19 protein-coding genes are annotated in these 20,077 nt (G+C 67.7%); 14 read left to right on the plus strand and 5 right to left on the minus strand.

The window, feature by feature from the left end; translation table 11 throughout:
• The 3 genes from GGQ93_RS00670 (at position 1) to GGQ93_RS00680 (ending at position 2,399) form a co-directional block, all read left to right on the plus strand.
• The gene (locus tag GGQ93_RS00670; protein ID WP_054766216.1) at positions 1–312 is read left to right on the plus strand and encodes a rod-binding protein; all 312 of its coding nucleotides are present in this window, start codon (positions 1–3) and stop codon (positions 310–312) included.
• Positions 309–746 carry a flagellar basal-body protein FlbY gene (locus tag GGQ93_RS00675; RefSeq protein ID WP_183214815.1) on the plus strand — a complete coding sequence of 146 codons (438 nt, stop codon included), beginning with the start codon at positions 309–311 and terminating at the stop codon, positions 744–746. The genes GGQ93_RS00670 and GGQ93_RS00675 overlap by 4 nt, the downstream gene beginning before the upstream one ends.
• A gap of 78 nt (positions 747–824) precedes the next feature.
• Positions 825–2,399: an EAL domain-containing protein gene (locus GGQ93_RS00680; RefSeq protein WP_183214816.1), complete on the plus strand. Its 1,575-nt coding sequence runs from the start codon at positions 825–827 to the stop codon at positions 2,397–2,399.
• A 4-nt stretch (positions 2,400–2,403) separates the two neighbouring features.
• Here GGQ93_RS00680 and GGQ93_RS00685 read toward each other — a convergent pair whose 3' ends face one another.
• Positions 2,404–3,648, minus strand: coding sequence for a dipeptidase (locus GGQ93_RS00685; RefSeq protein ID WP_183214817.1), 1,245 nt, complete (start codon positions 3,646–3,648; stop codon positions 2,404–2,406).
• 219 nt (positions 3,649–3,867) lie between these two features.
• On the opposite strand from GGQ93_RS00685, the gene hemF reads away from it, so the two are divergent.
• Together hemF and GGQ93_RS00695 are read left to right on the plus strand one after the other, a co-directional pair.
• Positions 3,868–4,749 carry an oxygen-dependent coproporphyrinogen oxidase gene (gene hemF / locus GGQ93_RS00690; protein ID WP_183214818.1) on the plus strand — a complete coding sequence of 294 codons (882 nt, stop codon included), beginning with the start codon at positions 3,868–3,870 and terminating at the stop codon, positions 4,747–4,749.
• Positions 4,746–4,937, plus strand: a complete 192-nt coding sequence (locus GGQ93_RS00695) for a hypothetical protein (RefSeq protein WP_182714852.1) — start codon at positions 4,746–4,748, stop codon at positions 4,935–4,937. Before hemF ends, GGQ93_RS00695 begins: the two co-directional genes overlap by 4 nt.
• Positions 4,938–5,560: 623 nt before the next feature.
• On the opposite strand, the gene GGQ93_RS00700 is transcribed toward GGQ93_RS00695, so the two are convergent.
• Positions 5,561–6,436, minus strand: a complete 876-nt coding sequence (locus GGQ93_RS00700; protein WP_183214819.1) for a LysR family transcriptional regulator — start codon at positions 6,434–6,436, stop codon at positions 5,561–5,563.
• Between the two features lie 79 nt (positions 6,437–6,515).
• On the opposite strand from GGQ93_RS00700, the gene GGQ93_RS00705 reads away from it, so the two are divergent.
• Positions 6,516–7,592 (plus strand): YeiH family protein, encoded by a 1,077-nt coding sequence (locus tag GGQ93_RS00705; RefSeq protein ID WP_183214820.1) that lies wholly within the window; start codon positions 6,516–6,518, stop codon positions 7,590–7,592.
• Positions 7,593–7,785: 193 nt separating this feature from the next.
• Here GGQ93_RS00705 and GGQ93_RS00710 read toward each other — a convergent pair whose 3' ends face one another.
• Positions 7,786–8,517: a type 1 glutamine amidotransferase gene (locus GGQ93_RS00710; protein ID WP_183214821.1), complete on the minus strand. Its 732-nt coding sequence runs from the start codon at positions 8,515–8,517 to the stop codon at positions 7,786–7,788.
• A gap of 29 nt (positions 8,518–8,546) precedes the next feature.
• Positions 8,547–9,362, minus strand: coding sequence for a 23S rRNA (adenine(2030)-N(6))-methyltransferase RlmJ (gene rlmJ, locus GGQ93_RS00715; protein ID WP_183214822.1), 816 nt, complete (start codon positions 9,360–9,362; stop codon positions 8,547–8,549).
• 115 nt (positions 9,363–9,477) lie between these two features.
• Between rlmJ and GGQ93_RS00720 the strand changes: the two genes are divergently transcribed.
• Complete coding sequence (locus GGQ93_RS00720) at positions 9,478–10,500, plus strand: DNA topoisomerase IB (protein WP_183214823.1); 1,023 nt, start codon at positions 9,478–9,480, stop codon at positions 10,498–10,500.
• 101 nt (positions 10,501–10,601) lie between these two features.
• Positions 10,602–12,992: a TonB-dependent receptor gene (locus tag GGQ93_RS00725; RefSeq protein WP_183214824.1), complete on the plus strand. Its 2,391-nt coding sequence runs from the start codon at positions 10,602–10,604 to the stop codon at positions 12,990–12,992.
• Between the two features lie 160 nt (positions 12,993–13,152).
• Here GGQ93_RS00725 and cysS read toward each other — a convergent pair whose 3' ends face one another.
• Positions 13,153–14,604, minus strand: a complete 1,452-nt coding sequence (cysS, locus tag GGQ93_RS00730) for a cysteine--tRNA ligase (protein WP_183214825.1) — start codon at positions 14,602–14,604, stop codon at positions 13,153–13,155.
• A gap of 105 nt (positions 14,605–14,709) precedes the next feature.
• Between cysS and folE the strand changes: the two genes are divergently transcribed.
• The 6 genes from folE (at position 14,710) to GGQ93_RS00760 (ending at position 20,075) form a co-directional block, all read left to right on the plus strand.
• Positions 14,710–15,324 (plus strand): GTP cyclohydrolase I FolE, encoded by a 615-nt coding sequence (gene folE, locus GGQ93_RS00735; RefSeq protein WP_054766226.1) that lies wholly within the window; start codon positions 14,710–14,712, stop codon positions 15,322–15,324.
• A 172-nt stretch (positions 15,325–15,496) separates the two neighbouring features.
• Positions 15,497–15,931 (plus strand): biopolymer transporter ExbD, encoded by a 435-nt coding sequence (locus tag GGQ93_RS00740; RefSeq protein WP_054766227.1) that lies wholly within the window; start codon positions 15,497–15,499, stop codon positions 15,929–15,931.
• Between the two features lie 125 nt (positions 15,932–16,056).
• Complete coding sequence (locus GGQ93_RS00745) at positions 16,057–17,883, plus strand: gamma-glutamyltransferase family protein (protein WP_183214826.1); 1,827 nt, start codon at positions 16,057–16,059, stop codon at positions 17,881–17,883.
• Positions 17,884–17,913: 30 nt separating this feature from the next.
• Entirely contained in the window at positions 17,914–18,255 is a 342-nt protein-coding gene (locus GGQ93_RS00750; protein ID WP_054766229.1) for an MmcQ/YjbR family DNA-binding protein, read from the plus strand.
• Positions 18,256–18,312: 57 nt separating this feature from the next.
• Positions 18,313–19,197: an alpha/beta hydrolase family protein gene (locus GGQ93_RS00755; RefSeq protein WP_183214827.1), complete on the plus strand. Its 885-nt coding sequence runs from the start codon at positions 18,313–18,315 to the stop codon at positions 19,195–19,197.
• A gap of 35 nt (positions 19,198–19,232) precedes the next feature.
• Entirely contained in the window at positions 19,233–20,075 is an 843-nt protein-coding gene (locus GGQ93_RS00760; RefSeq protein ID WP_183214828.1) for an aldo/keto reductase, read from the plus strand.
• Positions 20,076–20,077 lie beyond the last annotated feature (2 nt).

The raw sequence follows: 20,077 nt of genomic DNA on the forward strand, positions 1-20,077 counted from the left end.
ATGACGGACCTGTCCGCCCCCGCCGAACTGATCCGCCCCCTGCCCGCCGCTGCGACGGCCGCAGCCGGCGCGAGCCGTGAGAAGATCAAGGCCACGGCGGAAGCCTTCGAGGCCAGCTTCCTGTCTCAGATGCTGAAACCGATGTTCGAAGGCCTGTCGACCGACGGCCTGTTCGGCGGCGGTCAGGGCGAGGCGACCTGGCGCAGTTTTCTGCTGGACGAAATGGCCAAGAAGACCGTGGCCGCCGGCGGGATCGGCCTAGCCGGGCCGGTGATGAACGAAATGCTGAAGATGCAGGAGGCGCGGCCATGAGCGACGCTGAACTGGCCGGGGCGCGCGTGCGCCAACTGCTGGATCTGACGCGGCGCCTGACCGAGCGTTTGGCGGCCGAGACGCGCGCCTTCCAAGAGGGGCGCCCCCAGGAGGTCGCCAAGGGATTGGCCGAAACCCAGGAGATGGCCAACCTCTATCGCCGCGACTCCGCCCATGTGAAGGCCAACCCCGCCCTTCTGGCCGACGCGCCTTCGGCTGATCGGTCCGCTCTGATCGAGGCCACCCGCGCCTTCGACGCCGTCCTGGCCCGTCACGCCGGCGCTGTTGAGGCCGCCCGCCGTATTTCCGAGGGCCTGGTGCGGGCCATCGCCCATGAGGTCGCAGCCGCCCGAACGCCGGCCGCCGCCTATGCCGCCGATGGGCGGCCGGCCATGGGCGACGGACGCGCGGTGGCGTTCAACCGCAAGGCTTAAGCGACATTTTTTGAATTCTGCGGACGTCGTTCCCGCCGTGTTGCCGGTTTTTTAAGCGACAGGGGTCACAGTCGCCCCATGCCGATCACCACGCGCCTTTTGGGACTTGCCTTTGCGTCCGCCGACGCGCTGGTGGAAATCGACGCCCAAGGGCGCGTCGGCTTCGCCCTGGGCGCGGGCCCCGCTGCGGGACAGGACGTCGGCGCCCTGTGGACCGGCAAACCCCTGACCGAACTGCTTCATCAGGGCGATCATGTCCTCCAGACGCTGATGAACAGCAAGGCGGGCGCCCGCAGCGCGCCCCTGCAGATTCTTCTGACCGCCGGCGCCGACCGAGTGCGACGCGCTTCGATCCGCGCCTTCGTCCTGCCCCAGCTGGCGCCCGCGATATCCTGCGCCATCGCCTATGAGGGTCCGGCCATCCCGCTGGGCGAACTGGACGTTCCGCCGCTGATCGACGCCGAACGCTTCCTGATCGACGCGCCCCGCATCATCGACAATTCGCGCGATCTGGCGTTCGGCTTCCTGGACGTTCACGGCCTGGAGCAGCTGCCGGAGGCGCTGGCGGACCGGGTTCAACGCCGGATCGAGGCCACGCTTCAGTCGGCCGCCGTTCACGGATCCTCCGCCGCCCAGATCACCCAGGAGCGTTTCGCCCTCTTGCGGCCGGAAACCGACAAACGCGACCTGGCGGCGGAAGTGGTCGAGGCCGGACGAGCGGAGGGCGCCGAACTGGCCGCCGAGAGTTTCACCACGCCCCTTCCCCAAGGGGCCGACAGCCTGTGCGTCCTGCGCGCCATGCGCTTTGCGATCGAGGGATGTCTGAAGGACGGCGGCCTGGCCAATCCTCAGATCGCGTTCGCCGAGTCGCTGAAGCGGACCTTCCGCGACGCCGAGGCGTTCCGCGGCGTGGTCAAGGCTCGAGACTTCCAGGTCCACTACCAACCGATCGTCCGGCTGGAGTCGCGAGCGGTCCACCATTTCGAGGCCCTGGCGCGGTTCAATACCCCCAACGGTCCGGCCGAAGCCATCCGCATGGCCGAGGAGCTTAAACTGATCGAGGCCTTCGACCTGGCCGTGGCTGAAAAGGTCCTGAAGCGGATGCGGGCGCCCGGCGCCGGCCTGCTGAAGATGGCGATCAATGTGTCGGGGGCGTCGCTGGGTGATGACACCTATGTCGAGAACCTGCTGAAGATGACCTCCGGCTCCCCCGAGGAGCGCAAGCGACTGATCGTGGAGGTGACCGAAACCTCAGCCCTGGCGGATCTGGAGGCGGCGAACAGACGCCTGGCCGCCCTGCGCGAGACGGGCATCAAGGTCTGCATCGACGACTTCGGCGCCGGCGCGACCTCCTATGACTATGTCCGCAAACTGCCGGTGGACGCGGTCAAGATCGACGGCGATCTGGTCGGGGGCCTGGGCGATCCCATGACGCAGGGCCTGATCCGCGGGCTCGTCGATCTGTGCCGGTCGATGAAGCTGGAGACCATCGCCGAAATGATCGAGACCGATCAGGTCGCCGATCAGTTGAAGGCCCTGGGCGTCGAATACGGCCAGGGTTGGCTGTTCGGCCGGGCCGAGGCCGAGCCGCGGACCCAGCTGGCCAGCGCGGCGCCGATCCGACGTCGCGGCGCGGTCGAAGCCTGGGGCTGACGACCTAGCCGGCGCTCGGCTTGGCCAGGGACGGTCGTTCATTCGCCTTGGCGGCGGCGGTCGCCTCGACGGCGCGCATGACGCGCAGCAGGTTCTCGCCGGCGATCTTGCGGATGTCGGCCTCGGTCCAGCCGGCGTCCATCAGGGCGGCCAGGATGCGGGGATAGGCGTCCACCCCGGTCATGCCCTCGGGCAGGCTGCCGATGCCGTCGAAGTCGGCGCCCAGGCCGACGTGATCGATCCCGGCGACCTGACGCACATGCTGGATATGGGCGACGACGTCGGCCAGGGTCGCCTCCGGCGTCGGATGGGCGGCGGTCCAGGCGGCCAGTCCGGCCTCCACGGCGGCCGGATCGCCGGGGTTGAGAGTCTTCAGCCGCGCCTCCTCGCCCGCGCGGTCGGCGTTCCAGGCGCGGACCCGTTCGGAGACGAAGCCGGGGGCCAGGTTGATCATCACGATCCCGCCGTCCTCGGGCATCATCCGCAGCACCCGGTCAGGCACGTTGCGGGGGTGGGCCGTGATCGCCCGCGCCGAGGAGTGGGAGAAGATCACAGGGGCCTCGGACACCCGCATGGCGTCCAGCATGGTGTCCTCGGAGACGTGGCTGAGGTCCACCATCATGCCCAGGCGGTTCATCTCACGCACCACATCCTCGCCGAAGGGGCTGAGCCCGCCCCATTTGGGGGCGTCGGTCGCGCTGTCGGCCCAGGTGGTGGTCTTGGAGTGGGTCAAGGTCATGTAGCGGGCGCCGGCGCGGTAGAACTCGCGCAGCAGGGCCAGGGAGTCGTCAATGGAATAGCCCCCCTCCATGCCGATCAGGCTGGCGATCCGGCCCGAGGCGAAGACGGCGTCGACCTGGTCCGCCGTGGTCGCCAGACCGAAGACCTCGGGATGGGCGGCGATGATCCGCTTGGCCGTGTCGATCTGCTCGAAGGTCTCCTCGACCGCCTCGAGCGGGGTCAGGCTGGCGGGGACGTAGACCGACCAGAACTGGCCGCCGACGCCGCCGGCGCGAAGGCGGGCGATGTCGGTGTGGAGCCGGGTCGTCGCCTCAAGATTGGTCGTCAGATCAACGGCGTAGACGTCATTTCCGTACTGCTGGCGCAGGGCCCAGGGCAGGTCGTTGTGGCCGTCGATCAGGGGCGTGGTCTTCAGGATCTCCAGCACCCGGGCCTCGCTGGTCGTTTGGGCTTGGACGGAGGTGGCGAAGGCGGCGACGGCGACGCCGGCCAGAAGACGACGGATCATGATGCGACTCCCTGATGTCGCGACGCACACTGACAGACGGATCTGGAGAAAAGAACCCTCTCCCGCTTGCGGGAGAGGTGTCGCGTCGATCGGCGAAGCCGATCCAGCGACGGAGAGGGAAGTCTCGCCCAAAGGAAGACCTCCCCCATCGTCAGGCGTGTCGCTGCGCGCCACGACCTGACACTTCCCCCGCAAGCGGGGGAAGGTCTAAGAGACGGCATGAGCGACGCCGCCTTTTCCGATCCGCTCGACCTGAAGAAGGTCGAGACCCGCGCCTGGTTCGAGCATCTGCGCGACCGCATCCATGCGGCCTTCGAGGCGCTGGAGGATGCGGCGCCGGCCGATCTGTTTCCGGGGGAGCCGGGGCGGTTCGTAAGGACGCCCTGGGCCCGCGAGGCAGGCGGCGGGGGCGTCATGGGGATGATGCACGGCCGGCTGTTCGAGAAGGTCGGGGTCCATGTCTCGACCGTGCACGGCTCCTTCCCGGCCGACTACGCCAAGACCGTGCCCGGCGCGGCGGAGGATCCCCGCTTCTTCGCCACCGGGATCAGCCTGATCTGCCATCCGGTGAGTCCCCGGATTCCGGCCGTGCATATGAACACCCGCTTCATCGCCACGACCCAGAGCTGGTTCGGCGGCGGGGGCGATCTGACGCCTGTGCTGGACGCGGATCGGCGCCAGGACCACCCGGACACCCTGGCCTTCCACGCCGCGATGAAGGCGGCCTGCGACGCGCACGATCCCGACTGGCACGCCAAGTACAAGGCCTGGTGCGACGAGTATTTCTTCCTGCCGCATCGGCAGGAGCCGCGCGGGACGGGCGGCATCTTCTATGACCACCACGACAGCGGCGACCACGACAGGGACTTCGCCTTCACCCGCGACGTGGGCCTGGCCTTCCTGGACGTCTATCCGAAGATCGTCGCCGGGCGGATGGGCGAGGCCTGGACGCCGGAGGAGCGCGAGGAGCAGCTGGTGCGGCGCGGGCGCTATGTGGAGTTCAACCTGCTGTATGACCGTGGCACCATGTTCGGCCTCAAGACCGGCGGCAACGTCGATTCGATCCTCAGCTCCATGCCCCCGGTGGTGAAATGGCCGTGAAATCCCCCCTTGCGAAGATCCTGCTGCGGCCCCTGGCCACCTCGGCCCTGTTCGCCGTGCTGTACGGGATCTATCTGGTCCTGGCGAAGCAGCCGCAGATCCCGCTGACCCTGTTCGTGGTGATCGGCTTCTACTTCGCGGCCTCGCTGCTGCTGGAGCGGTTCGTGTTTCCCCGGTTCGGGCTGTAGGCCGCGCCCATACACCCGTCATCCTCGGGCTTGACCCGAGGACCGGGCTGTCCGCCGCATTGCGTCAGCGGCGGGCGCACAGCCCGATCCGCATCCGGTCCTCGGGTCAAGCCCGAGGATGACGGGAGTGTGGAGTGTGAGCGCGGGCTGCGGGGGGAGCGGGCAGATTAGACGGTTTCGACTCCAATTTTTTTTGAGTCTATTTGAGTGTATTTCAGGCGACCTGGGTGCCCTTGAAACCGCGTTCCCAAATTGCACTGCACCGTCGAAATCAGTGCAATATGCAAAAGAGTGCAGTTTGGCGGCGTGCTTCCATTCGATTGTCAAAGACCTGGCGCCCAATCTAACCACGCCCGGAAGGGTGATAGGTCGATTGCCAAATTTCTTTGAAAGCCCTTAGAATTCAGAATGCGGTGGTCTGGAATTAGGAGCGCGATCCTCTCTGTCCATTCCCGCATCCCGTCATCCTCGGGCTCGACCCGAGGATCGGCGGGTCCGCCGCATTGCGCCAAGGGCGACGCACAGCCCGATCAACATCCGGTCCTCGGGTCGAGCCCGAGGATGACGGCGGTGTGGGGTGTAGGGAGGGCCCGAAACGGAATTAGGGATGTCTCCGCGTCCGCTCAGCCCATCGCCGCCACAAACGCGTCGCCCGCGCGGCTGCGATAGCGTTCGGCGTGGCGCAGCAGGCGGAAGGGACGTTCCGGCAGGGAAAAGGCGGCGGTGACCAGGCGGCCGGCGGCGACGGAGGCGTAGGCGACGCTTTCGGAGAGGGCGGTGGCGCCGGCCCCGGCCTCGGCGGCGGCCAGGACGGCCTCGTTCGACGGCAGGGTCATGGCGACGGGCAGGTCTGCGGGATCGATCCCGGCCTGACGCACCGCCTCCTCCAGGGTCGAACGGGTGCCCGAGCCCGCTTCGCGCAGAACCCAGGGGGATGTGGTCAGATCAGTCGCCGACAGACGGCGCAGGCCGGCCCAGGAATGATCGGGCGCGACCACGACCGCCAGGCGGTCTGAACCGATCCGGGTCTGTTCCAGCATGGGTTCATCGACCGCGCCCTCGACCAGGCCGATCTCGGCCTCGCCTCCCAGAACGGCGGCGGCGGCCTGGCGCGTATTGCCGATCTGGACGTCCAGTTCGATGCCCGGATGGGCGGCGTGGAAGGCGACCAGGCGACGGGGCAGCCAGTAGGAGGCGATGGTCTGGCTGGCGAAGACGGTCAGGCGGCCGCGCCGCAGGGCGCTGAGATCCGCCAGCGCCGCTTCGGCCGCCGCCGCCCGGGCCAGAACGGCCTTGGCCTCGGGCAGGAAGGCCTGGCCGGTCTGGTTCAGCACCACGCCCCGCCCCACCCGGTCGAACAGATGGACGTCATGTTCGGCCTCCAGCGCCGCAATGGCGTTGGAGACGGCCGACTGGGTCAGGTTCAGCGCCCGCGCCGCCGCCGTCACATGCTGACGCTCGGCCACGGCGACGAAGATGCGCAGGCGCTCCAAAGTCACAATCAATCTCCAAATCGGATTGAAACGACCATAACAATCCGTTGGACCGAGGTCGAGCGGGCGCGCATCAAGCGGAACCATGAAGTCCGCCGCCTCTGCCGCCGTCGCGACCCCGTCCCTGCCCCGCCCCGTCGGCCTGGCGGCGCGGCTCGGCGCGTTTGCCCGTTCGGTCTGGCCCGGCCTGATGATGAGCCTGGTGGTCGCCCTGGCGGCGGTGGGCCTGGGCGGCCTGGAACGCGAGGCGGTCGGCAAGGTCTGGCTGGAGCCGCTGGTCCTGGCCATTCTGCTGGGAGCCGGGGTGCGGGCGGCCTGGACGCCGGATGAGCGGTTCAGGGTCGGGATCGATTTCAGCGCCAAAATTCTGCTGGAGGTCGCCGTGGTCCTGCTGGGCGCCTCGGTCAGCGCGGCGACCCTGTCCTCGCTGGGCCTGGGGTTTGTGGCGGGGGTCTTCGCCCTGGTGGCCGCCGCCATCCTGGTCGGGTTCGGGATCGGCCGTCTGCTGGGACTGACGCCGCGCATGGCCCTGCTGGTGGCGTGCGGCAACGCCATCTGCGGCAACTCGGCCATCGCCGCCGTGGCCCCGGTGATCGACGCCGACGGCGAAGAGGTGGCCGCCTCCATCGCCTTTACCGCCGTGCTGGGGGTGGTTGTGGTTCTGACCCTGCCGCTGCTGGGCGGGCTGATGTCCATGAGCGGCCTGCAGTACGGCGCCCTGGCCGGGCTGACCGTCTACGCCGTGCCCCAGGTGCTGGCGGCGGCCGCCCCGTTCGGCGCGGTCGCGACCCAGACGGGGACGGTGGTCAAGCTGGCGCGGGTGCTGATGCTGGGGCCGGTGATCCTGGTGCTGTCGCTGATCTTCCGGGACCGGGCGGCGGGCAAGACGGGGCCGGGTCTGCACCAGCTGCTGCCGTGGTTCATCGTCGGTTTCCTGGCGATGATCGCGCTGCGGAACCTGGACCTGATCCCGCAGGCGGTGCTTGAGCCGATGGCGGCGGCGTCCGGCCTGCTGACCGTGGCGGCCATGGCGGCCCTGGGGCTGCAGACCAACATCCGGGCCGTGGCGCGGGCCGGCGGGCGAGTGGCGGCGGCCGTTGTGCTATCGCTGGCGGCCCTGGTGGGGCTGAGCCTGGGGTTGATTGCGGTGTTGGGGGTTTAGCGCCTCCCTTCTTTCGTCATCCTCCGACGAGCGTAGCGAGATCGGGGGACCCAGCGGCGCGCGCGAGCGCGAACCTGTCGCGGACGAGGCGCTGTGGACATTATGCGGCGGACGCATCGCCTTCGGCGCCGCTGGGTCCCCCGATCTGCGCCGCGAAGACGCGGCTTGTCGGAGGATGACGAAAGTCAGGAAGCTAGATCCCGCTGCCCTGGTCCTCCACCGGCGGCGGGGTCAGCAGCAGGAAGGCGCGGATCCAGGCGGTGAGCACGGCGCGGTCGTTAGGGCGTTTCAGGCTTTCGAGGGCGGCGTCGGCCAGGGGTTCGGGGATGCGCGAACCGCGCCGGGTCTCGACCAGGGCGGCGGCGTAGTCGGGCTGGAACTCCGGGTGGCACTGGAAAGAGATGGCGTCTTCGCCCCAGGCCAGGCCGGCGTAGGGGGTGAAGCCGCTGGAGGCGATGACGCGGGCGTCGGCCGAAATGGCCACGACCTGATCCTGGTGCGAGACCGGAATGGCGATGGTGCGGGCGCGGGGGTGCATCCAGGGCTCGTCGCTGAGGACGTCGTAACGGTGCAGGCCGACGCCCCAGCCCTTGTCGGATTTCACGACCTCGCCGCCGAAGGCGTGGGCCAGGACCTGGTGGCCGAAGCAGATGCCGACGATCCGGGTCCGGCCCCGCGCCGCGCGCAGCCAGTCGACCAGCTGGGGAATCCACGGCAGGTCGTCATAGACGCCGGCGGCCGAGCCGGTGACGATCACCCCCTGAAAGGCGGACGGGTCGGACGGCAGATGCCCGGATTGGACGTCGAACCGGGTGGTGGGGACGTTTTCGCCCAGCAGGGCGCGGAACCGGGCCGGATAGTCGTCGAAACTGTCCTTCAGGGCCTCGGGCGGATGGCCGGTTTCCAGAATGGCGATACGGGTCATGACCCGACCATAGACGGGCCGCGCGCCGATCAGAAGGACCAGATTTCAGCCCGGCCGCCCGGATCGCCCAGACGATCGGCCACCCAGCCGCACACCTGGCGGGCCGCGTGCTCGGCGCCCGGCGGCGGATTGACGATGACCAGGGCGCAGCCGTTCATCTTCATCGGATTGGTCAGGGGGCGCAGGCGGGCCTCGGCGACCAGGGTCGGGCCGGCTTGGCCTTCCAGCCGCCGGGTGAAGGCGTCGAAGGTCTCCAGATCCTTCAGCGGGGTCCAGACGGCGATGGTCGCTGCGGGATCGCGGCGAATCACCGCCAGGGCGGCTTCGGCCGAGCGGATATAGTCGTCGGGCTTCTCGAACGGGGGGTCGATCAGGATCAGGGGCGCCTTGGCCCGCGCCGCCTCGGCCGTGGCCAGGGCGTAGCCGTCGCCCTCGCGCGCCTCGGCGTTGGGGCAATCCGCCAGGGCTCGATCCAGCAGGGCGCGGACGGGCGGGTTCAGCTCATAGCCGACATAGGTTCCGCCGGCCCCAAGGGCGTCGGCGATCAGCACGGGCGAGCCGGGATAGAAACGGGCGCCGCCGTCGGGGTTCAGCGCCGCCACCCGATCCGCCAGGGCCTGCATCAGCGGCGGACGATCCGGGTCGGTCATCAGGCGCGCGACCCCGGCCTCGGCCTCCTTCGACCGGGCGGCGTCTCCGGACAGGTCATAGAGGCCGGCGCCGGCGTGGGTGTCGAGCACCGTCAGCGGGCCCGCCGCCGCGCGGGTTTTCACCAGCCACAGCACCAGGGCGTGTTTGACCAGGTCGGCGAAGTTTCCAGCGTGGAAGCTGTGGCGATAGTTCATGCCGCCTCGTGTCGCGCCGGGCGCGCAGGGTCAAGGGGAACTCGCCAAGGCGGCGCCGCGTTCGTCGCAGGTCTGAGGCAAGCCGCTGAAAGACCGCTGAAAAGGAAACGCCGGGATGGCGGACGGATCGCATGGCTTCGACCCCGTGGTCGAGGTTCCGCAGGGGCTGAGCTGGTGCAGCGACGACAACCCCGGCCTGACCCGCCGCCGCGCCGGCAAGGGCTGGTCCTATCGCGACGCCGAGGGGCGGCCGGTCAAGGACCCCAAGGTTCTGGACCGGATCCGCGCCCTGGCCATTCCGCCCGCCTGGACCGACGTCTGGATCTGCCCCAAGGCCAACGGCCATATCCAGGCCACGGGCCGGGACCTGAAGGGTCGCAAACAGTACCGCTATCACAACGATTGGAGCACGGCCCGGTCGGAGAACAAGTTCGACAAGCTGCCGGCCTTCTCACGCGCCCTGCCCCGGCTGCGCGCCCAGGTGGAGCATGATCTGGGCCTGAGGGGACCGGTGAAGGCCAAGGTGCTGGCGACCGCCGTCCGTCTGCTGGAGATCACCCTGATCCGGGTCGGGAATGCGACCTACGCCCGTCAGAACCGCAGCTATGGGCTGACCACCCTGAACAAGCGGCATCTGGAGGTCGACGGCGCCGCCCTGACGTTCGAGTTCCGCGGCAAGAGCGGCAAGGACCACCGCGTCAGCGTCCGCGACCGGCGGCTGGCGCGGGTGGTCCGGACCCTGGAGGAGCTGCCGGGGCGCCAATTGTTCAAATACCGCGACGCCGAGGGCCATCTGTGCCCCGTCACCTCGGACGATGTGAACGCCTATATCCGCGCGGCCATGGGGGACCAGTTCTCGGCCAAGGACTTCCGCACCTGGGCGGGCACGGTCTCGGCGGCGCGCGCCCTGCGCGAGATGGAGCCCCCGACCTCGCCCACCGACGCGAAACGCAAGATCACCGTCTGCGTCAAGGCGGTGGCGGGCCTGTTGGGCAATACGCCGACGGTGTGCCGGACCTCCTACGTCCATCCGAAGGTGATGGCCCTGTTCGAGAGCGGCGCGTTGAAGACCGCCCTGCCGGGACCGGACGCCAAGGGGTTCGAGACGGCGCTGATCCGGCTGCTGAAGACGAGTTGAGGAGCGCGCCCCCCAGCGGCGCTATACACCGGTGTTAGAAATTCCTAGTTGATTGGTAGATTTAATTAGGGCGCATTCCCTTCGGATCACAGGAGGGGAAAATGTCTGTCGTCACCAGGGCGTCCGCCCGCACTCTGGCTTCGGTTGCGGCCTTGACGGCTTGCCTCAGCGTACCCGCCGTCGCCCTGGCGGAGGCGGAGGGCGCCGCTACGGATTCGACGCAGGCGCGACAGTCCGCCACCCCGCCGACCGCCAGCCTGGGCGACATCGTCGTCACCGCACGTCGGCGGGACGAACGGGCGCAGGACGTGCCCATCGCCCTGACGGTGGTGAACGAGGAATTGCTGGACAGGACCGGCGCCTACAACGTCGGCCAGGTCACCCAGCTGGCCCCCACCGTGCAGTTGCTGACCTCGAACCCGCGCAACACCGCCATCACCATCCGGGGCCTGGGGGCCAGCTACGGCCTGGCGAACGACGGGCTGGAACAGGGCGTCGGGATCTATGTGGACCAAGTCTATTACGGCCGGCCGGCGACGGCGACGCTGGACTTCGTCGATCTGGACCGGATCGAGATCCTGCGCGGACCGCAGGGGACGCTGTTCGGCAAGAACACCACCGCCGGCGCCCTGAACATCACCACCCGCGACCCGTCCTTCACGCCCGAGGGCCAGGCCGAGCTGAGCTTCGGCGACTATGGCTTCCTGCAGGCCAAGGCCAGCGTCTCAGGCCCCATTGTGGACGACAAGGTCGCCGGGCGGTTCTCGGTGGTCTCGACCCGGCGCGACGGGGTGCTGGACAATGTCACGACCGGAACCAAGCAGAATTCCCAGAACTCGATCAGCCTGCGCGGCCAGTTGCTGTTCCAGCCGACGGACCAACTGAGGGTGCGGCTGTTCGCCGACTACGCCGACCTGACGCCGGAATGCTGCACCCAGGTCTATGTGACGGCAGGCCAGACGCTGAAGCCCGCCGCCCAGCAGTTCGCCGCCCTGGCGGCCGGGCGCGGCTACGCCCCCGCGAGCACCCATCCCTATGACCGGTTGGCGGACGTCGACAGCGGCATTCAGGCCGATCAGATCCATCGCGGTGTCTCCGCCATCGTCGATTACGACTTCGGCTGGGCCACCCTGACCTCGGTCTCGGCCTGGCGGGCGTGGGATTGGGGGCCGCAGAACGACCGCGACTATACGGCGCTGGACATCGTTCGGCAGTCGGCCAACCCGTCGTGGCAGGACCAGTGGAGCCAGGAACTGCGCCTGTCCTCGAACGGGAACCAACGCATCGACTGGACCGGGGGCCTGTACGCCTTCCACCAGGCGGTGGAGACGCACGGGGTAACGGAATACGGGGCTGACGCCACCTACTGGCTGCTGAGCCCCAGCCTGCCGAACGCCCTGCTGGACGGCTATACTGTGTACAACGACAGCCGGATCGAGACGGATTCCTACGCCGTCTTCGGCCAGTTGACCTGGAACATCACCGATCGGCTGCACCTGACGCCAGGGCTGCGCTACACCTACGAGGAGAAGTCGGGAGCCTATGCGGCCACGACGACCGGCGGCTTGGTCACGACGGACGCCACCCTGATCTCGCGCAGGCTCGGCATCGCCCGGCCCCAGGCCTATGACGCCGAAATCTCGGACGACGACCTGTCGGGTCAGGTTTCGCTGTCCTACGACTTCAGCGACGATGTCCTCGTGTATGGCAGCGCGGCGCGGGGCTACAAGTCGGCCGGGATCAACATGGCCGGCATCCCCAACCTGCCGAGCGGCCAGCCGTCTCTGACCAATGCGGTGGTCAAGCCCGAGGTGGTGACGACCTATGAGCTGGGGCTGAAAACGCAGGGCTTCGACCGGCGGGTGACGGCCAATCTGGCCGCCTATCGCACCGATGTGGAGGACTATCAGGCCAATGTGGTCGACAGCGGTCCCGGCGCCCTGCGGGGCTATCTGGCCAATGCCGAGAAGGTGGTGATCCAGGGGGTTGAACTGGACGCCGTGGCGCGGCCGAACCAGAACCTGGACCTGTACGCAAACGTCGCCTGGACCGATGCGAAGTACGATTCCTTCGCCAACGGCCCCTGCCCGCTGGAGCGGATCGGAACCTCGACCGTGGCCTGCGATCTGTCAGGCAAGGACCTGCCGGGTGTGTCGCCCTGGGCGGCGTCGGCGGGCGGCGAAGTGCATGGCGATGGGGGCTTCCTGGGCCTGCCGGGTCAGTTCTACGGCGGGGCGGACGCCAGCTTCCGCTCGACCTACAACTCCGACGCCTCGGTCTCGCGCTATACCGAGATCGAGGGCTATACGATCCTGAACCTGCGGGCGGGCTTCCGCGCCGATAACGGCTGGGAGGCGTCGCTTTGGGTCAAGAATGCGCTGGATGAGGACTATCTGCAGTTCGTCAGCGTCCAGTCGGGCAACTCGGGCCTGGTGATCGGCAACCCCGGCGATCCGCGCACGGTCGGGATCACGCTGCGGGCGCGGTATTGATCCAGCACTCCGCCACCCTCGGGCTTGTCCTGAGGGGCTACGGATCGAGCTGATTCAAAACATATGAGGGGCGCACAGATCGTGCGCCCCTCTTCCGTTTCGAGCGGTGTTCGAGGTGGGCCCTCGGGACAAGCCCGAGGGTGACGGGAGGGAGGACGGTTTACCCCTTCACGCGCCAGGTGGCGCCGTCGGGGCCGTCCATGACGACGACGTTGAGGGCGTTCAGGCGGTCGCGGATGCGGTCGGCCTCAGGCCAGTCCTTGGCGGCGCGGGCGGCGGCGCGTTGTTCGAGCAGGGCCTCGACCTCGGCCTTCAGGGCGGGATCGCCGCCCTCGAACCAGGCGTCCGGCGTCAGCGACAGCACGCCGAGCAGGCCGGCGGCTTCTTTCAGGCTCCAGCGAGCCATGGCGACGTCATTGATGTCGGCCTCGGCGTCATTGAGCAGATCGCGCAAGGCGTTCGCCAGCCCGAAGAGCTGAGCTATGGCGCCCGGTGTGTTCAGATCGTCCTCCAGCGCGTCCAGCACTGGATCGAGCGCGTTCTCGGCCAGCTCCAGCTCGGCCTCGTCCAGCGTGGCCGGATCGAAGTCGGCCAGGGCCGCGTCGGCGTCACGCAGGACGCCGTAAAGTCGGTCCAGATTCTTCCGGCTCTGTTCCAACAGTCCCTGGTTCCAGTCCAGCGGCTGGCGATAGTGGGCTGACAGAAGGGCCCAGCGGACGACCTCGCCCGGCATGGACTGGACCAGGTCGTGCAGCAAGAGGACGTTGCCGATCGACTTGGACATCTTCTCGGCGTCCACGGTCAGGAAGCCGTTGTGCATCCAGTAGCGGGCGTAGTGGTCGTGGGCGTTCTCGGCGTGGGCGCAGCCGTGGGCGCAGACGCCCTGGGCGATCTCGTTCTCGTGGTGGGGGAAGGCCAGGTCGACGCCGCCGCCGTGGATGTCGATGGGCAGGCCCAGGGTCTGTTCGATCATGGCCGAGCATTCGATGTGCCAGCCGGGGCGCCCCTCGCCCCAGGGGGAGGGCCAGGCCGGTTCGTCCGGCTTGGACGGCTTCCACAGGACGAAGTCGTGGGGGTTCTTCTTGTAGGGCGCGACCTCGACCCGGGCGCCGGCGATCATGTCGTCCAGGTTCCGGCCCGACAGGGCGCCGTAGGACGGATAGGCCGAGACGTCGAACAGGACATGCCCCTCGGCCGCATAGGCGCAGCCGGCGTCGATGATGGCCTGAATCTGATCGACAATGGCCGGTATATAGTCGGTGACATGGGGGGCCAGGTCGGGCGGCGAGACGTTCAGCAGGGCCATGTCAGCGAGATAGGCGGCCTCGTACCGGGCCGTGACCTCGCCGATCGGCACCCCCTCGCGGGCGGCCTTCTGATTGATCTTGTCGTCCACGTCGGTGACGTTGCGGGCGTAGAGCACCTTGTCCGCCCCGTACTGCCTTCGCAGCAGCCTTGCCAGGACGTCGAACACCACCGGCGGGCGCGCATTGCCGATATGGGCGTAGTCATAGACCGTCGGGCCGCAGACATAGAGGGTCACCCGGTTCGGATCGCGCGGTTCGAACAGGCGCTTTTCACGGCGCAGGGTGTCGTGGATGTGCAGCGGCATGGAGCGGTCTTCGGCAGGTTTTCTTGCAGGACGGAGGGTCCGTCCCATATAGCGGCCTGAGATACAACCGGGCGCCCTCGCCCGCCCCGGCCGGAAATCCAGTCCATGAGCGTCACCCCCGCCAAACCCGTCCTCGTCAGCGATGCGGCTGTGCAGCGTCCCAGCCGCGAACAGGCGCTGGAGGCGGTGCGGACCCTGATCGCCTGGGCCGGCGACAATCCCGACCGGCCGGGCCTGATCGACACGCCCAAGCGGGTGGTTGACGCCTATGGGGAGTGGTTCGACGGCTATGAGGCCGACGCGGCCAAGGAGCTGAGCCGCACCTTCGAGGACGTGACCGGCTATGACGACATGGTCATCCTGCGCGAGATCGAGGTGGAGAGCCACTGCGAGCACCACCTGGCCCCCTTCCTGGGCAAGGCCTATGTCGCCTATCTGCCCGGCGAGAAGGTGGTGGGCATCTCCAAGCTGGCGCGGGTGGTCGAGATCTTCGCCCGGCGGCTGCAGAATCAGGAAACCCTGACCAACGACATCATCGAAGCGATCGAATCGCAGCTTCAGCCCAAGGGCGTCGCGGTCATGATCGACGCTGCCCACCAGTGCATGACCACCCGCGGCGTGCATCACCGGCACGTCTCGACCGTCACGACCCGCTTCACCGGCGCCTTCAAGTCCGATCCCGCCCTGGCGGAGCGTTTCCTGAAGCTGGCGAAGGGCTGAGCCGGCGACCCTGTCGCATATGGCTGTCGCATATAATTGACGTGCAGGAAGGCGCGATCGTTTAGAAGCGCTTTACAAGCGGCGATCGGAACGCCAAGAACCGATCAAGCTTTCGGGCGATCCATAGGGAATGTCGGCGCATACGACGGCCGGCGAGTAACGGAGACGGTGCATGGCTGCGAAGATCGGTGGTTCCGGCGGGGACAAGCACACCATCGAACAGACGGCGGATATCAACATCACGCCGTTCATCGACATTCTGCTGGTGCTGATGATCATCTTCATGGTCGCCGCGCCGATGGCGACGGTCTCGATCCGCCTGGACCTGCCGCCGGCGCAGCCGCCCACCAATCCGACCGAAGAGAAGGAACCAGTGTACATCACCATCCAGGAAAACGGTCAGCTGTTCATCGCCGACCAACAATCCTCGATCGACAATCTGGCCGCCGACGTCTGCACCGCCCTGGGCGGCGGCGCCTGCCAGGAAGAGCGCGTCTTCGTCCGCGCCCAGCCGGAAGTGAAATATTCGCAGTTCATGGAAGTCATGAACAAGATGCAGGAGAACGGCTTCTTCAAGGTCGGCCTGCTGAACGAAGACATCGAATAGGACTGGGTTCTATCCAGGATCAGGGCCGCGTTCCGGAAGGGACGCGGCCTTTTTCTTTGCGGCGAAGCTTGTGGGACGCGCCCGAGGCGGACTTGATAAGCCCCGGCTGTTCGAGGAGTCCGCCCATGCGCCGTCGCACCTTCCTATCCGCCCTGCCCGCAGGAACCCTGGCCGCCGGCGCCCTGGCCGCGACCGGAACCCAGGCGAGACAGGCGGCGGCCGTAACGCCCTCCACCGCCCGTCCGGCTGATCCCTATGCGGGGGTGGGCATCGGAGATCGGATTACGGGACCCAGGTTCACGGGCCGCTCGACCGTCTGGGGCATGAACGGGGCGGCGGCGACGGCCCATCCGACCGCCAGCCTGATCGGGATCGACACCCTGAGACGCGGCGGATCGGCCATAGACGCCGCCATCGCCATCAACGCGGCCCTGGGCTTTCTGGAGCCGGTGGCCAACGGCATCGGCGGCGACGCCTTTTGCATGCTGTGGGATCCGAAGCAGAAGAAGGTGATCGGGCTGAACGGGTCCGGCCCCAGCCCGCGGGGCCTGAGTCTGGAGATCGCGCGTTCCCGGGCTGTGGACGGCTATCTGCCCCGCTACGGCGCGGTGACGGTGAACGTGCCGGGCACGGTGGACGCCTGGTGGAGCGCGCACCAGCGCTACGGCAAGCTGCCGTGGAAGGATGTGCTGCTGCCGGTCGCCGAGCTGTGCGAACAGGGCGTGCCCGTGCCGCAGGTCATCGCCTACTATCTGGAACGCAACATGGCGGCCTTTGATCGGGCGCGGATCCCGATCGAGGAGCACGACAACAGGAAGCGCATCTGGGCCACGGGCGGGGCGACGCCCAAGGTGGGCGAGGTCTTCGCCAATCCCTTCCTGGGCAAGACGCTGCGGATGATCGCCGAGGGCGGACGCGACGCCTTCTATGACGGCCCCATCGCCGACCAGATCGAGGCCTATTTCAAGCGGATCGGCGGCTGGATGACCCGCGCCGACATGGCGGCCCACCACACCGAATGGGTCGAGCCGATCCAGACCAACTATCGCGGGGTGGACGTCTTCGGCCTGGGGCCGAACACCCAGGGCCTGTCGACCAACCAGATCCTGAACATCTGCGAACAGTTCGACCTGAAATCCATGGGCTTCCAGTCCGCCGCCTCTCTGCACGTCCAGGCCGAGGCCAAGCGGCTGGCGTTCGAGGACCGGGCGCGCTGGTTCGCCGACGACCGATTCTCCAAGACGCCGGTCGAATGGCTGAACTCCAAGGCCTATGCGGCCGAGCGGGCCAAGCTGATCCGGCCCGATCGGGTCATGGACCGCGTCATGCCGGGCGACGCCCCGCACCACGGCGACACCACCTATTTCAGCGTCGCCGACGCTGACGGGATGATGGTCAGCTGGATTCAGTCCAACTATCGCGGCATGGGTTCGGGCCTGGCGCCCGACAACGGCTCCGAACCGCTGGGCTTCATGTTCCAGGACCGGGGCGAACTGTTCGCCCTGACCGACGGCCACCCCAACATCTATGCGCCGGGCAAGCGGCCGTTCCAGACCATCATCCCCGGCTTCGCGGTCAAGGACGGCGAGCCCTGGATGGCGTTCGGCGTCATGGGCGGCGCCATGCAGCCTCAGGGCCAAGCCCAGATCATCATCAACATGGTCGACTATGGGCTGGAGCCCCAGGCGGCGGGGGATGCCCCGCGCTGGCAGCACTATGGCTCGTCGGAACCGACCGGCCAGCCGCAGGAAGGAACCGGAGTGTTGCACCTTGAGAGCGGCGTGCCCGAGGCGACCAAGGCGCAGCTGCGGGCCATGGGCTGGACCTTGGGCGAGCCGGACGGCGGCTTCGGCGGCTATCAGAACGTGATGAAGCAGATGAACCCGGGCGGGCGCTGGACCTATGGCGCGGCGACCGAAATGCGCAAGGACGGGATCGCCCTGGCCTATTGAGGTTGGGCCTATTGAGATTGGCGTTCGGAAATGACCCACGAAGAGGTGCGTGCTCTGCTGCTGTCCTTTCCCGGCGTCGAGGACGGCGTCTCCTATGGGGAACCGTCGTTCAAGGTGGCGGGGAAGTTCTTCACCTGGCTGCGTCCGAAGCTGGACGACAGTATCGTGGTGCACCTGGATAATCTGGACGAGCGGGATTTGCTGATCGAGATGGACCCCGACGCCTTTCATTTCACGGACCACTACCGCGACTATCCGATCGTGTTGGCCCGCATCGCCCATGTCGATCCCGTCTGGCTGAAGGCGGCGCTGTGGAAACGGTGGCGCAAGGTCGCGCCGAAGCGCTTGGTGAAGGCCCATGACGCGGCTTGACCTGACGTCGGGGAAATAAGTCAGGGTCCGTTGAAAATAGCAACGGACGGAAACGACATGGGGCTGACGGTCGAAGACCGGTCGATCAAGGCCGAGGACGGCTGGCCGCTGGAAGCGACCCTGTTTCGGGGCGACAGGCCGAGAATGGCGGTGCTGGTCTCGGCCGGAACGGGATTTCCGCGCGGCTTTTACGCCCGGTTCGCGCGGTGGATGGCCGAACGGGGCGGCGTGGTTCTGACCTATGACTATCGCGGCATCGGCGGGTCGCGGCCCGAGGATCTGGCGGCCATGGAGATGGACTATCCCGACTGGGGTCGGCTGGACATGCCGGCGGCGCTGAAGGCTCTGAAGAAGGCGGCGCCGGGCCTGCCGATCTTCCATGTCGGACACAGCGTCGGGGGTCATTTCGTCGGCTTCATGCCCAACCAGGGCGAGATCGCCCGCCACGCCTTCGTCTCGGTCGGGACCGGATGGTGGGGCGGACACCACCGAACCTATAATCCGATGGAGCTGTTCTTCTGGTTCGGTTTCGGGCCGCACCAGCTGCGCCGCCACGGCTATATCCGCGCGGGCCGGCTGTGGCGGGGGACCGACCTGCCGCGCGGGGTGTTCGAGACGTGGAGGCGGTGGTGCCTGAAGCCCGCCTATTTCCTGGACGAGCTGAGGTCCGGCGCTCTTGAGCCCCAGGGGTTCGACAAGGTTCGGGCGCCGATCCGGTCCTGGATCTTTCCCGACGACCCCATCGCCACACCGGGCACAGGCGCGGCCCTGCTGAAGGCCTATCCCAACGCCTCGTCCGAGATCGTGGTGCGACGCTCCCAGGACTACGGCGCCCGACGGATCGGCCACGAGGGCGCCTTCCGCAAGGGACTGGAGCCGCTGTGGCAGGAAATTCTGGATTGGTTCGACGCAGGGGTTTCGAAGGCTGGACCCGGCGCCTAACTGTTCGGCTCCCCCAGTGAGAAGGTGTTCCCCCCATGGCCTATGGCGATCAGCCCACCCTCAGCGTCGACGGCGTCGAGATTCCCCTGCTCGGCTTCGGCACCTGGCAGCTGGAGCCGTCGGACGCGCGCCGGATGGTCGCCGAGGCCCTGCGGATCGGTTATCGCCACATCGACACGGCCTGGATCTACAAGAACGAGAAGGCGGTGGGCGAAGGCATCCGGGATTCGGGCGTGCCGCGTGAGGACATCTTCCTGACCACCAAGATCTGGGTCGAGCATTTCACCCATGACGCCCTGCTGAAACAGGCCGAGGAATCGGCCGAGAGCCTGGGGACCACGCCGGACCTGCTGCTGCTGCATTGGCCCAAGCCGACGCCGACCTTCGAAGAGACCCTTGGCGCGCTGAACCAAGCCAAGGACCGGGGACTGACGCGCAACATCGGCCTGTCCAACTTCCCGTCCAAGGAATTCCGGCAGGCCCAGGCCCTGTCCAAGGCGCGGCTGATCACCAATCAGGTCGAACACCATCCCTATCTGGGCGTTGACGCCCTGGTCGCGACGGCGGCCGAGCTGGGGGCGTCGATCACGGCCTGGTCGCCCCTGGCCCAGGGCAAGATCGCAGACGACGCCACGATTTCCGAGATCGCCCAGGCCCATGGCAAGACCAATGGCCAGGCCACCCTGCGCTGGCTGATCCAGAACCGGATCATCGCCATTCCGCGCACGACGAAGGAAAGCCGGGCGCGCGAGAATTTCGACATCTTCGACTTTGAACTGTCGGGCGAGGAGATGCAGCGGATGGACGCCCTGGACCGGGGCGAACGGCTGGGCGACTGGCTGGACCCCGCCTACGAATGGGACAAGTCCGCCGCCTGATC

Origin of the sequence: Brevundimonas aurantiaca (assembly GCF_014199955.1) — a bacterium.
In the GTDB taxonomy this organism is placed as follows: Bacteria; Pseudomonadota; Alphaproteobacteria; order Caulobacterales; family Caulobacteraceae; genus Brevundimonas; species Brevundimonas aurantiaca.